The organism is Nocardia araoensis NBRC 100135 (assembly GCF_000308435.1).
GTDB classification, from domain to species: Bacteria; Actinomycetota; Actinomycetes; order Mycobacteriales; family Mycobacteriaceae; genus Nocardia; species Nocardia araoensis.
Genome location: NZ_BAFR01000153.1, coordinates 1 through 12624, shown reverse-complemented (window position 1 = coordinate 12624; position 12624 = coordinate 1). Strand labels below are relative to the sequence as shown.

Genomic DNA, 12624 nt, shown 5'->3' with positions numbered 1-12624 from the left:
ATAGTTCTAATTCAAATCATTAGAGTTGGAACTATCTGGAAGGCGTGTGATGCGGCCCGCGGTGTTCTCCCTCATGCTCGTGGTGTTCAGCCTGACCACAGGCGAGTTCGTGATCGCGGGCATCCTGCCCGAGGTGGCGAACGGCCTGGACGTCTCGGTGGCCGCCGCGGGCGCGCTGGTGACGGCGTATGCCGTCGGCATGATCGCCGGCGGTCCGGTGGTCACCGTCCTGACCGCGCGGGTAGCGCGCAGACCCTTGGTGATCGGGTTGGTACTGGTGGCGATACTGGCGAATCTGGGCTCGGCGCTGGCGCCGAATTACGTTGTGCTCATGGCGAGCCGGTGCGCGGCGGGCTCCGTGGTCGCCACCTTCTTCGCGGTCGCGATCGCCACCGCCGTGTCGACCGCACGACCGGGATCGGAAGCGGCGGCGGTGGCGCGGGTGGCCCTCGGGATGAATCTGGGCATCGTGCTCGGTACTCCGCTCGGCGCGGCCATCGGCCGGAGTCTGGACTGGCGAGCGACTTTCGCGGCCGTGGCGCTCTGTTCCGCGGCCGCGCTCGGGCTGGTACTGCGTTTCGTGCCGAACTCGCCGGGTTCCGCGGCGGGCTCGATCGGGAGGGAACTGCGCGTGTTCGCTGATCGTGATGTGCTGTGGGCGCTGGCGCTCACCGCGATCGGCAACATCGGCGGCGTCATGGTTTTCACCTACATCGCACCGCTGCTCACCGAAGTCGGCGGGTTTCCCCCGGCCGCGGTGCCGATCCTGTTGCTGGTCTACGGTCTCGGCGCGGTGGTCGGCAACCAGTTCGGCGGCAAGCTCGCCGATCGGGCGTTGCTGCCCTCGGTGACCGCGCTGCTGGCCGCGCTCGCGGCCGTGCTGGTCCTACTCCGGCTGGCGGCCGACGTCCGGGTCGTGCTGGCGCCGTTGATCTTCGCGCTCGGCGCGCTGGCCTTCGCGGTCATCCCGGGTATGCAGGCCAGGGTGATCACGGCGGCGACGGCGGCTCCGACTCTGGCCGTCGCGGTGAACGCGTCGGGATATCAGCTCGCCGCGGCGGGTGCGGGCCGGATCGGCGGTGCGGTCATCGGCGACGGAACCGGTCTGCGGTCGCTCTACTCCGTCGGCGCGGCGCTCACCGGCCTCGGGGTCGCGCTCGCGGTCTATCTGCTCCTGCGCGACCGACGGATTCGATCGAGAGCGGAAACGAACTCGCCCGCAGCAGAGTTCGACAAGCTCTAGTGCCCGAGCGCTTTCGCGACGATACTGCCGGTGACCGATTTGACGAGATAACCGGTGGAGTCGTGCGGTGACGCGCCGTTGTCGAAGTGCTGCTCGGTGACCGGAACGACGGTGCCACCGGGATACGGAGGGAAGAACGGGGTGAGGTCGAGGTGCGCCGCGACGAGATCGTCCTCGTCCACCAGGTTGTGCCAGTTCGTCACCGCCTTCGGCACGGTGCTCGGCTGCGGGCGCAGCCGGTCGTACACGACCGTGCGCAGACCGAGCGGGGAGCCCATGGTCAGCAGGGTCACCGGGTGGTCGGTGCGGTGCAGCGCCTCGTAGGCCACCACGCTGCCGAGCGAGTGCGCGATCACCAGACGGGTGTCGGGACCGACTTGGTCGAGCACCTGACGCTGGGCGTACTCCCGCACCTCGTCGTCGGTGAAGTACCGGGCGACCTGGGACAGCGCCGCGATGACGAACTTCTGTGCCAGCCCGAACCCGAACGGCGCGAACCAGCGCAATCGCATCAGCGCGTTCAAAGCGGGCCGCAGCCTCGCCTGCGCTCCCTGCGCCACCGCGTCCGTCGGCGGGGGAGTGCCGAGGCGGCGGGCCGTGGCCCGATCTCGCTGGTCGCCGGCGTGCGCAACGGCCGTCGCGAGCCATGCGGCCGCGAGTTGCTCCATCAGATCCAGCTGGGCGTCATCGAGTTCGGCCCCCGTGCCCTGGGCGCCCTCGACCAGGAACCGATTGCCGTAGAACGCCATGCGGGTCGACAAGTCTCCGGGAGTGCCGTTGCGCCACAAGCGATCCGCCAATTCGGGTGCGCCGTAGTTGCGGACGCCTCCCGCGAGTCCCGGCAACCAGCGCGCCTCCAGCGTGTCGGCCGATTCCTGTTCCTGCGCGATGCCGTGTACGAGGACGATCGTCGCCAACGTCCCACCCCTTCCGATCCCCGGTGTCGGGAACAGTGTCCCCCATCGGGGCGGGATCGGCAGCAGTGGCTCATCGTCCGGAACGGTTCCGCGCGCGGATCGCTTTGGCCAGTGGGGCAATCGAGTTCGCGAGCCCGAACAGCACTCGCTCCGCGATCGAGTGCTGTGGGGGGAGGACGGCGAGTTGGCGGGCGAGTTCCAGCCCGTTGACGATCGCGATGTTCGACTCGATCAGCCCCTCGCGCACGACGAAAATATCGGTGCCCAGCAGATCGAGCTGTCTTCCGTTGGGCGCCAGACCGATCAGCGGCGCGGTGCCGTCGAACCGGCCCCGCATGCGCCAGTGCACCACGGCACGCTCGTCTTGCGCGGTGACCGAGAGGATCTCCACCGTCAGGTCGGGGACCGCGGCGTGCACGTCGCGGAAGAAGGACACGACCTCCCCCGGAGCGCGCAGATCGGCGACGCCGACGAATACGTCGATCGCACCGGGCCGCCAGCAATCCGTGACGGTCTGCCAGTCCTGCTCGCCGATCGCCTCGACATAACGACGCGCCACCGAGCCGGGGTCGCCTGAGTTGGTCAACGGTAATCCTTTCGTCCGGGAGCGGCGGGTGCGCACATCATGGCGCTTCGGGTAGCGATTCACACCCGCGAGCCCACCGCAGCACCCGGTGACGACCTCGGTGTGCACGGGGGCTCTCATCGAGTACGACCCGCAACCGCCGTTCGACGCCGGTCACGTCAGCAAGGCGTCGCGCGCCGTGCGGATTTCCGCCACCGCCCGGCAGGCCGGGACCGTGATCGAGCCGGGCAACCTCGGGGAATTCGCCAGGTTGTCGGCCGCCGTGCGTGGCGCAGCGCGATCGTCGCGTGCGCGAACGCGGGAAGGTCTTCAGGCGTCCCGCCATTTGATCGAGCAACCCATGCTCGGCCGGTGCGGTTCGGGAGCGGGCTCGCCCGCCAGCACGGCTTCGACGGCCGTGCGCAAGTCTTTCCCGGTCAGCGGTTTGCCGTTGCCGGGCGTCGATTCGTCGAAAGCGCCGCGGTAGGCGAGCCGGAGGTCGGCGTCGTAGAGGAAGAAGTCGGGGGTGCACGCGGCGCGGAAGGCCCGCCCGACGTGCTGTTCCTCGTCGACGAGATAGGGGAAGGTCCAGCCGGCGCGGATCGCTTGGTCGCGCAGCCGCAGCGGGGCGTCGTCCGGGTAGGCGGTCGCGTCGTTGGTGCAGATCGCCACGGTCGGCATGGACGGCAGCGAGTCGACCAGTTCGCCGAGCGCCGCTTCGATGTGCTTGACGTAGGGGCAGTGGTTGCATGCGAAGACGACCAGCAGGCCGGGTCCGTCCGCGAAGTCGTCCCGGGAGTAGATCCGCTGGTCGAGATCGGGCAGGGAGAAGTCGGGTAGCGGTGTGCCGATGGGAACCATGTGTGAGGTATGCGCCATGGTGTGCCTTCCGTCGGGATCGCAGAGGACAGCGGGAGCCTAACCCCGTGTCGTCCGATTCGTCGGAAATACGCCGATGAACCGTCGGTCGGCGTGGCGGGCCGCTCAGCAGGCCAGATCCGCCGGGTCGGTGTTCGCCCCGCACAGCACCACGCACACCCGCTCGCCGGGCGCGGGCCGGAACGCGGGCTCGTCGCCGCGTATCCCCGCCAGGGCGGTCGCCGCGGCATGCTCGACGGCCAAGCGGCGGTCCGCCCACAACTCGCGGCGCGCCGCGACGATCGCGTCATCGTCGACCAGCACCGATGCCACGTCGTAGCGCTGTGCGGCGGTCAGCGCCAGCTCCGAGGCGCGGCGGGCGCCGAGCGAGTCGGCGGCGACCGAGTCGACCTCGACATCCACCACATTTCCGGCCGCGATCGCGGCATGTAGCGCACGGCAGCGGTCGGGTTCGACGGCGACGGTCCGGATGCCGTAGTGGTCGGCCGCGGTGGCCACACCCGCGAACAACCCGCCGCCGCCGACGGCGACCACGACGGCGCCGAGATCGGGAATCCGCTCGCGGATCTCCGTCATGAGCGTGCCCGCACCGGCGGCGATGAGCGGGTTGTCGTAGGCGTGGGACAGCAGGGCGCCGGTGGCGTCGGCGAATTCGCGACTGGCCGCGAGCGCGTCGGCGTACTGGGTCCCCACCAGACGGACGTCGGCGCCATAGGAGGTCAACCGGTCCACCTTGACCCGCGGCGCGGTGGTCGGCAGGAACACGGTGGCGGCAATCCCCTGGCTGCGGGCCGCCCACGCACAGGCGAGTCCGGCGTTGCCGCCCGAGGCGATCGTCACGCCCACCGGAGGGAGCGTGCCGTTCTCGCGGTGGGTGAGCAAGAAGTTCAGCGCGCCGCGAGCCTTGAAACTGCCCGTGTGCTGGAGGAACTCCATCGCGAACCACAACTCGCCCGTGGGATCGGCCTGCGCTACGGCCACCGGTCTGACCAGCCCAGCCACCCGTTCGGCGGCGGCCTTCACGTCGCTGTGGGTCAGTTCCATCGAACTCCTCGGTGCCGTGCCGCTCAGTGCTCGCGGCGGTGCGGGGCGAACTCCAGGGTGAGCAGGGCGGCGGCGGCGATCACCACTTCGCGCCAGCGGATCAAGGCGTAGCGCTGATCCGACAGCGCGTGGAACTTCCGCAGGAAGCGGTAGAGCGATTCCAGCCGGATCAGCGGATCGGCGAGGTGCACCAGCAGGTAGAGCAGCGTGGCCGTGCGAGATTTGTCCTTCTCGGCGAACAGTTCCGGGAACGGGGCGAAGGCCAGCGAAATCCGGTGGATGTCGTGGGACGCGGCGTAGTCGACCAGATCGACGATCATGCGTTCGTCCAAGCCGTTGGGCGCGTCCTTGCGTCGCCACGGCACATCGAGGCTCAGTTCCCGTCCCCGGTCGGAGATGCCGTAGCGCTGGAAGCCCACGGGATTGCCGTCCGCATCGCTGGCGATGACCACCAGCATGTTCGGATTCCGCCCGTCGAGCAGATGGTCGAGGATCATCGAGAAGCCGCGGTTCTGCCTGCCCCGTCGCCACTCGTCGACGATGGCCAGCAGTTCCTCACGACGCTGTTCGGTGAGGGCCGACTCGTACACCACCTCGGTGCTGACGCCGAAATTCTTGGTGCGGCTCACGGCTTGGCGCAGGTTGCGGAACTTGCGTCCGACGAGATCGAACTCGTCGACGTCGATCACCACGTCGCGGCCGATCGGCACCGCGCGCAGCCCGCGATGCTCCAGCGCCCACACCTGCCACAGTTCGGCCAGTTCCGGGCTCGCGCCCAGCACGGCGACGCGCCAGCCCTGGTTGACCGCGAAGTCGGAGAACGCCGCGACCAGTTCGGGGAAGGCCGCGCGATCACCGATCGGGTCGCCCGCCACGGCGGCGATGCCGAAGCGGGCGCGATAGCCGATCGCGGCGGTCGACGACGCGTTGAAGAAGTAGGTCTTGGACGAGTGCAGGGCGAACGGCGCCAGCGGATCGCCCTCCGTGCGGCCGACCAGCTCGGCGACTCGGTACATCTGGTCGGGCTGCGGTTTGCTGGACACCGGCAGCACCAGCACGAAGCCGGTGGCGGCCAGCAGCACGAAGCCGGCGTGCGGATGCTCGGCGCGGTAGGCCAGATGCGCGACGGCGAGCACCAGCACGGCGGCGGTGAGATGCGGAAGCGTGATCGGCCTGCGCAGGTGCAGCCCGCGCGCGACGAACACCCCGGACAGCGCGAGCGCGACGAACCACCCGTGGTCGACGCTCTCGCTCGAGGTGACGTTGGCCTCGTAGGCCAGGATCACCGCGATCAGCAGCGCCAAGGTGATCAGCGTGGCGCGCGTGACCGGCGTGGTGGTGAAAGCGGCTTCCCGGTAGCCGCTGAGGGTTGCTGCGCGCAATGTGCGTGCGCTGGAGGTTCCCTGGCCGTCAGGCACGACGGGGCTCCGCCCTGCCCTCGCGTTCCGCTGCCCACGACAGTTTCGCCATGGTGGCCCTCCAGATGATCGCCTACCGACACACTATGCGCCCCGGCGGTCTCGAGGAAATGCCTCTTCGAAACCGGCAGGTTGCTGGCGTGACACGAACCGGACCGGACGCAGGCCCGTGCCACCCGACGACAAACATCGGATGAATCTTGTTTTATTCCTTCGCCGCCGTGCGCAGTGCGAGCCGTGCGGCACCGGTCCGGTCGCGACGAGTTGGCCGGTCGGTCGAGGTATACGTGCGCGTCCTCGATCGCCCCGCTGGGGTGTGAGCGCCCCGGGTACCGGGCCGAGCGCCGCGAAGAACGCGATGCGCGCGGCTGCACACCGATTGCTCGAAGGTGAGCCGAGCTTTTGGAAGCGCATCGACAATTCAACCTATTTCATTATCGGTGGGGTGAATTCGAGCGATTGCGGTCCAATTGCCGATACCTCGGCGTGTATCCGCGATTTTCCTCCGCTCGGTTGTCATGCTCAGTGCCTGGCTGATCCGAACCAACCGCCTGACGAGTGGGCGCGACGAGAGGTCCGACTGTGAAACTGAGCTGGATGGCGATCACCGCGCTGGTCGTCGCCGCCGTGTGCGGGTGTTCCGACGACCCGCAGGAGAACGAGGCGGCGACCTCGACCAGCGCCGCCGCCCCGAGCGCCCCGGCGGCAACAGCCGGAGCGCGTGACGACGAGGCGGCGGACGGCGGGCTCCGGATTTTGCTGGGCGAGGTGAAGAAAGTTCCGGTGCCCGCCGATGCGGTGCTCGATATCCGGGCTCCCGCCGCGTGGGGTCAAGCCGCCGGCGGCATTCGCTGCACGGTCACCGACAGTTCCGGCCGAAATGAAGATCTGCGCTCGTCGGACGCGAAGAAGACCGAGACGTTCGGTGGAACGGAATGGGTGACGGTGTGGACCTTCTCCTCCGTCCCGAACAGCGACGTCACCGTGGGTTGCCGGGACCCGGAATCGAAGATCACCGCCGCTCGGCAAGACCAGTATCTGCGTGTGGTGCCGCGCGAGATCGTTCCGATCGCGCCACCGCCGCAGCGCTGACCCCCGGACGCCTGTTCAGGCGGCGCGCACCGTGACCGGCCGGTAGACCCGGGACGCGAGAGATTGCAGCACCATCAGGCGGGTCAGCTGGTTGCGCAACCAGATGCGGCCGCCGGTGGCCGGAATCAGCATGGAACTGCTCGCCCGCACCGAACGCTGCGCGCGCAGCACGGTCGGACGCAGGGTTTGCTCGTAGCGGCGGAAGGCGATCCGGTGGTCGCCGCCGGCCGCGGCCAGCTCGGTCGCCAGCAGGTGCGCGCCCTCGATGGCCAGTGCCGCGCCCGCTCCGGACAGCAGCGTGGCGCAGTACCCGGCGTCGCCGACCAGGGCGACCCGCCCGTTCGACCACGCGGGTATGCGGACCTGACTCACCGCGTCGAAATAGAAGCCGTCGTCGGCGGTGGCCTGGTCGAGCAGGGTGGGCACCTGCCAGGCTCGGTCGTCGAAATACTCGCGCAGCAACGTTTTCTGAGCTTCCTGGTCGCGGTGGTCGATATCGAGTACGCGATCCTCCCGGAAGGCGAAGAACGCCGTCGCGGCGTCGTGGGCGCCCGACCGGTAGACCCCCGCCACCTTCCCCGGCGTGTTGTAGAGCGTTACCGAGTGCGGTCGTCCGAGCTCGGCGTCGATACGTGCGGTGGCGAAGTACACACCGAGGTGGTGCAGCGCGTCCGCTTCCGGCGTGACGGCGAGATTCCTGGTCCGCGAATGCAATCCGTCGGCGCCGAGGACCAGGTCGAACTCGGCCTGCGCGCCGCTGTCGAAGGTCACCTCGACGCCGCCGGGATGCTGGTCGATCGCGGCGATCGAATCGCCGAAGGTGTACTCGACGTCGTCCGCGGTCGCCTCGTACAGCACCTGGGCCAGGTCGCCGCGCATGATCTCGATGTCGCCCTCGGCGTTGAAGACGCTTGTGCTCATGCCCGCGACGCGGCGGTCGGCGGCGTCGACGAAGGTCAGCTCGCGGATGTCGGTGGCGCGTTCGCGCAGCCGCGGCAGCACGCCCATGCGCTCCGCGATCCGCACCGAATCGGCACGGATGTCGACGCCGTTGCCGCCAGGGCGCAGTGCCGGGCTGCGCTCGACCACAGTGGGCCGGAAGCCGTTGCGCACCAGCCAGTAGGCGAGCGTCGGTCCGGCGATGCTCGCGCCGGAGATGAGAATGCGGGGTTGCTGCGTCATGAGTGCCTCCTTGTCGACTGACCGTTGGTCAGTCACGAATGTAAGGCACTGACCATCGGTCAGTCAACGGGTAGGATCTGGGTCGTGAGCGACGAGACGACCACCCGCGCGCGCATCCTCGAGGTGGCCATGGACCTGTTCGGGACGCATGGTTACCACCGCACCTCGGTACGCGCGATCGCCGAGCAACTGGGCATCTCCAAGGCGGGCGTGCTGTACCACTACCCGAGCAAGTACGACATCCTCGCCGGCTTGGCCGAACCGCTGCTCGTGGCCATGGAAGGCATCGTCGCCGAGGCGGCCGATCCCGATCCGTGTGAGGCGCGCCGCCGCGTGATCGAAGGGTTGCTCGACGTGTTCCTCACGCATCGCTATCTGCTCCGGCTCAATGTCCGGGACCTGGCGCTTGCCGCTCCCGGAACCATTTTCGAGCGGTTCAGCAAGACCATGATGCAGGCGAACATCCTGGTGGCGGGCCCGGACGCCACCTTCGCCGAGCGCGTTCGAGCCACCCAGGCGGTGGCCGGCCTCAGCGACCCGGTCGTGTTGTACGCCGAGGCGCCGGTCGAGCAGTTGCGGGCGGAGGTGCTGGAGGGAGTGCGCCTGCTGTTGGCGCCCACCGATCGGACCTCGCCCGCGTACGCGTCCAGGGGGAGGCCCGCGGCGTTGACCGCGGAGCGGATCGAACTCGCCCGGCGCATGCGCGACGCGGAACACCGCAGTGTGCAGGACATCGCCCGGGAGTTGGGTGTTTCCCGGGCGACGTTGTATCGCTATCTCAAATAGCGGATCTTATTGAGACGGTATTTTTGAGACATCGGAACTCGTGCTCGTCGGTGGTCCGGAGTAGCGTCGGGCGTCATGGACGACGCCGCCTACCGTGAGCGGCCGTCGCGGTACGCGGGCGCCGTGTTGTGGACCAAGACCGTCGACGGCCGTGGCCCCGCGCCGCCGGTACTGCCCGACGGCTGCATGGATCTGATCTGGATGAACGGCCGGTTGATCGTCGCGGGGCCGGACACCCGTGCGCACCACCCCCGCGGATCGTCCGGCGATCGGTACGTCGGCATCCGGTTCTTTCCGGGCACCGCGCCCGCGTTGCTCGGCGTCCCGGCGCGCGAGTTGCGCGACCGGCGGGTCGATCTGGCTGAGCTGTGGCCATCGGCGGTGGTCCGGCCGCTGGTCGACCGGATCGCGGACGCCGCAGATCCGGCGGCGGTGCTGGAACACATCGTGTGGTCGCGCGCGGCCGAGGCCGAGCCGGCCGATCCGCTCCTGCGCAAGGTGGTCGGCGCGCTCGATGCCGGTTGGCCGGTGGCGGCGGTCGCCGACGCGGCCGGGCTGGGGGAGCGGACCCTGCATCGCCGCTGCCTGGACGCCTTCGGCTACGGCCCGAAAACCCTTGCGCGGGTGCTGCGCTTGCAGCGTGCGCTGGCCACGGCGCGCCGCGGCGTGCCGCTCGCCGAGACCGCGACGCAGGCCGGGTTCGCCGACCAGGCGCACCTGTCGCGCGAGGTGCGCGCCCTGGCCGGAATGCCGCTGGGAGAGTTGCTCGCCCAGCCCTAGAGGGCGGCGTAGAGGTCGACGCCGTTGCCGTCCGGGTCGTGCACCACCGCGTAGCGCTGCCCCCAGAACGCGTCCCACGGCTTCAGTTCGCCGTGGTAGCCCGCGTCCACGAGTTCGGCGTAGACGGCGTCGACCTCCGCGGGGTCGGCGCAGCGGAAGGCTATCCCGAGACGGCCCGCGCCGGTCGGCGGCGTCCAGTCGGTGTGGAACGACCGGATGACGGCTTCGGTGTCCAGCGTGAGCCGCATGCCGTTGGGCAGGGCCGCCTCGACATGCCCCTCCTGTTCGGAGCCTTCCGGGAAGTCCAGACCGAGGCGGCGGTAGAAGGCCAGCGAGGCGGCCATGTCACGGACGACGATGCCGAGGACGTCGAGTTGCGGTGTCATGCCCGCAGCGTAGGCAGTCGCGCGCGGGCGCGTCTTGAACGAATCGGACAGCGCCTACCGCGCGGGCGCGGGAACCAGTTCGGCGATGAGGTTCTCCACCAGGATGCGGATGTGGTCGCGGATCGTGCGCACCACATCGATGGTCTGGTCGGCCGGATCCGGCAGCATCCAGTCGCGGTAGCTGATGCCGGGGAAGAACGGGCAGGCATCGCCCGCGCCCATGGTGACCACCACGTCGGAGATGCCGATCGCGTCCATGGTGAGCGGCTTGGGGGTGTGGCCGGAGATGTCGATGCCGATCTCGGCCATGGCGTCCACCACCGTGGCGTTCAGGGCCTCGGCCGGTGCGCTACCCGCCGAGCGCACATCGAACCGGTCGCCCGCGAGGGCGCTGAGGAACCCGGCGGCCATCTGCGAGCGGCCCGCGTTGTGTTCGCAGACGAACAGCACACTGGGCTTGTGGGACATGGGAACGCCTTTCGATGTGCAAGGTGGAGCATAAGTGTGCTGGCTGCCGGACCGGCCGCCCGGCTGGTTGAGCCGAAACGCTCTCGGAGCGTATGGGATACGTATACCAGCGAGCCGTGAATCGTTACGGCGCGCCGTGCCTTCGCGTGCGCACGCGTACGGAAATCGCAGGTCAGACGACGGAATTCGCTACCGCGCAACCGTAGCGGCGCCGCGCGGCAGCCGACTGCTGGAGCGGACTGGACGGTAACGCAGGAGTGTTCACCCGCAGGAAGGCGTCACCGAGAGGTCTGCGATATTCAGAGACGTTGTCGTCCGCGGCTTTTCGGCAGTAGCGGCCGACTCGCGACTCCGTCCGACGAGCGCACGGGCTCGGCGCGTGCGGGCGTCGCCCGGTCACACGAATCGCTACACAACGCGACGCCGCATCGCGAAACAGGCTTCGGCTGCTTCGACACGTGTACCCCGGTCGACGTGGGTCGACCGGGGTACATGCCCCAGAATCAACGGGGTCATGGCACGGGGATCGAAGCACCCGCCCCGCTGTCCAAGTGCACCGGGAACGGATGCCCCGACGGCGTATCAGATCGGACGCAGGTCGATCATCTTGCGCAGCCGCTGCCGGTCGCGTTCGAGGCGGCGGGCTTCGTAGGCGATCGGGAAGTAGCGCAACCGCTCCGGCAGCAGCGGAACCAGTCGCGCGATCAGCCAGCCGAGTACCCGCAGCTTGCGCTCGTCGGCCGCGGTCCAGGTCAGCCCGAGCTTCTGGCGCGCCACCTCGGGCGTGGTGCCGACCGTCACGAAGTACTGCAGCCGGCCGATCGGCGCCACCGCCGCTTTCCAGACCGGACGCAGCACGCGCGGCAGCTGCTTCGGCGGCGCGACGGAGCGGATCACCCGCAGGTAATCGCGCGCGGTGTCGGTGGCGACCAGATGGTTCGCGACGGTGTCCTCGAAGAACTTCTCGAATTCGGTGTAATTCGCGGGGATCTCCTTGGGCGCCACCGAGAAGTTGCGCAACAGCTGCAGCGTCTCCTGGAAGTACGCTTCCTTGTCCGCCGCGGTGAGCGGGCGCTTGGCGAAGTACTTGGCGCTCTCGGTGAAGGCGAACGTCCCGGTGTGCAGCACCCAGGCCCAGGGGGCGCTGGACAGGGCGGTGTGGCGCACGCCGTTGGCGTCGGTGGTGTTCAGCGAGGCGTGCAGCTCCCGCAGGCGGTCGGCCTCGGCGAGCGCCTCGTCGCCGCCGTAGACCCACATCATCACCGACGCCAGGCTGCGTGTGGCACGGCCCATCGGATCGGTGCGGAAGGTGGAGTACTCGTCCACCACCGCGGAGATGGTCGGCTCCATGGTTTGCAGCAGGAAAGCCGAGCCCGCGGTGAGGGAGAACGTGATCAGACCGGTCTGTTCCCACATCTGGGTTCCCGGTTCGATCGGGCGGCGGGGCGGCAGCGTTCGCGCGCCGGTGGTTGAGCGTGCGACGGACGCGGTCATCGTGATCTCCCTTGATCGGTCGAACTCAATACAATGAGATGATAGCCCTACAATTCTCTCATCGTCTATCCGTGGCCGATGATCTTGTCGCTGCCCCTAGGCTGTGCAGATATGACGACGGAGTGGCGCAGTCGTACCGGTCGGATCGGAGTGCTCACGGGCGCGGGCATCTCCACCGATTCCGGCATCCCCGACTTCCGCGGCCCGCGCGGGGTGTGGACGAAAGATCCCATCGCCGAATTGCTGTCGACCTATCAGAGCTATGTGGCCGACCCCGGCTTGCGGGAACGCGCCTGGCTCGCGCGGCGGGACAATCCGGCTTGGCAGGCCGTCCCCAACGCTGCGCACAACGCGCTCGCCCAGTTGGAGC

The 12624-nt window shown here is 68.9% G+C and carries 14 protein-coding genes; 5 read left to right on the top strand and 9 right to left on the bottom strand.

Annotated elements, in window-relative coordinates:
• Window positions 1-49 precede the first annotated feature (49 nt).
• The gene (locus ON21_RS20825) at window positions 50-1243 is read left to right on the top strand and encodes an MFS transporter (protein ID WP_039800027.1); all 1194 of its coding nucleotides are present in this window, start codon (window positions 50-52) and stop codon (window positions 1241-1243) included.
• On the opposite strand, the gene ON21_RS20820 is transcribed toward ON21_RS20825, so the two are convergent.
• From ON21_RS20820 to ON21_RS20800, 5 genes are all read right to left on the bottom strand, one after another.
• The gene (locus tag ON21_RS20820) at window positions 1240-2160 is read right to left on the bottom strand and encodes an alpha/beta hydrolase family protein (RefSeq protein WP_039800026.1); all 921 of its coding nucleotides are present in this window, start codon (window positions 2158-2160) and stop codon (window positions 1240-1242) included. The two genes, ON21_RS20825 and ON21_RS20820, sit on opposite strands and share 4 nt — an antisense overlap.
• Window positions 2161-2230: 70 nt before the next feature.
• Window positions 2231-2746 (bottom strand): ester cyclase, encoded by a 516-nt coding sequence (locus tag ON21_RS35935; RefSeq protein WP_157170898.1) that lies wholly within the window; start codon window positions 2744-2746, stop codon window positions 2231-2233.
• A 309-nt stretch (window positions 2747-3055) separates the two neighbouring features.
• Window positions 3056-3586, bottom strand: coding sequence for a thioredoxin family protein (locus ON21_RS20810; protein ID WP_245562666.1), 531 nt, complete (start codon window positions 3584-3586; stop codon window positions 3056-3058).
• A gap of 123 nt (window positions 3587-3709) precedes the next feature.
• Window positions 3710-4648 (bottom strand): threonine/serine dehydratase, encoded by a 939-nt coding sequence (locus ON21_RS20805; RefSeq protein WP_039800023.1) that lies wholly within the window; start codon window positions 4646-4648, stop codon window positions 3710-3712.
• Window positions 4649-4671: 23 nt separating this feature from the next.
• Window positions 4672-6066: a bifunctional lysylphosphatidylglycerol flippase/synthetase MprF gene (locus ON21_RS20800; RefSeq protein WP_157170897.1), complete on the bottom strand. Its 1395-nt coding sequence runs from the start codon at window positions 6064-6066 to the stop codon at window positions 4672-4674.
• Window positions 6067-6648: 582 nt separating this feature from the next.
• Between ON21_RS20800 and ON21_RS20795 the strand changes: the two genes are divergently transcribed.
• Window positions 6649-7158: a hypothetical protein gene (locus ON21_RS20795; RefSeq protein WP_157170896.1), complete on the top strand. Its 510-nt coding sequence runs from the start codon at window positions 6649-6651 to the stop codon at window positions 7156-7158.
• 15 nt (window positions 7159-7173) lie between these two features.
• On the opposite strand, the gene ON21_RS20790 is transcribed toward ON21_RS20795, so the two are convergent.
• Complete coding sequence (locus ON21_RS20790) at window positions 7174-8340, bottom strand: FAD-dependent monooxygenase (RefSeq protein ID WP_039800019.1); 1167 nt, start codon at window positions 8338-8340, stop codon at window positions 7174-7176.
• Between the two features lie 84 nt (window positions 8341-8424).
• Between ON21_RS20790 and ON21_RS20785 the strand changes: the two genes are divergently transcribed.
• Both ON21_RS20785 and ON21_RS20780 read left to right on the top strand, forming a co-directional pair.
• Window positions 8425-9126: a TetR family transcriptional regulator gene (locus ON21_RS20785; RefSeq protein ID WP_039800018.1), complete on the top strand. Its 702-nt coding sequence runs from the start codon at window positions 8425-8427 to the stop codon at window positions 9124-9126.
• A 75-nt stretch (window positions 9127-9201) separates the two neighbouring features.
• Window positions 9202-9906: a helix-turn-helix domain-containing protein gene (locus ON21_RS20780; RefSeq protein ID WP_039800017.1), complete on the top strand. Its 705-nt coding sequence runs from the start codon at window positions 9202-9204 to the stop codon at window positions 9904-9906.
• On the opposite strand, the gene ON21_RS20775 is transcribed toward ON21_RS20780, so the two are convergent.
• The 3 genes from ON21_RS20775 to ON21_RS20765 all read right to left on the bottom strand — a co-directional run bounded on the left by ON21_RS20775 (window position 9903) and on the right by ON21_RS20765 (window position 12254).
• The gene (locus ON21_RS20775; RefSeq protein ID WP_039800016.1) at window positions 9903-10292 is read right to left on the bottom strand and encodes a VOC family protein; all 390 of its coding nucleotides are present in this window, start codon (window positions 10290-10292) and stop codon (window positions 9903-9905) included. The two genes, ON21_RS20780 and ON21_RS20775, sit on opposite strands and share 4 nt — an antisense overlap.
• A 54-nt stretch (window positions 10293-10346) precedes the next feature.
• Entirely contained in the window at window positions 10347-10760 is a 414-nt protein-coding gene (locus tag ON21_RS20770; RefSeq protein WP_039800014.1) for an arsenate reductase ArsC, read from the bottom strand.
• 582 nt (window positions 10761-11342) lie between these two features.
• Window positions 11343-12254 (bottom strand): oxygenase MpaB family protein, encoded by a 912-nt coding sequence (locus ON21_RS20765; RefSeq protein WP_051021147.1) that lies wholly within the window; start codon window positions 12252-12254, stop codon window positions 11343-11345.
• A gap of 111 nt (window positions 12255-12365) precedes the next feature.
• Here ON21_RS20765 and ON21_RS20760 point away from each other — a divergent pair.
• Window positions 12366-12624 (top strand): Sir2 family NAD-dependent protein deacetylase (locus ON21_RS20760; protein WP_039800012.1); only part of this gene is annotated, 259 nt, incomplete at its 3' end.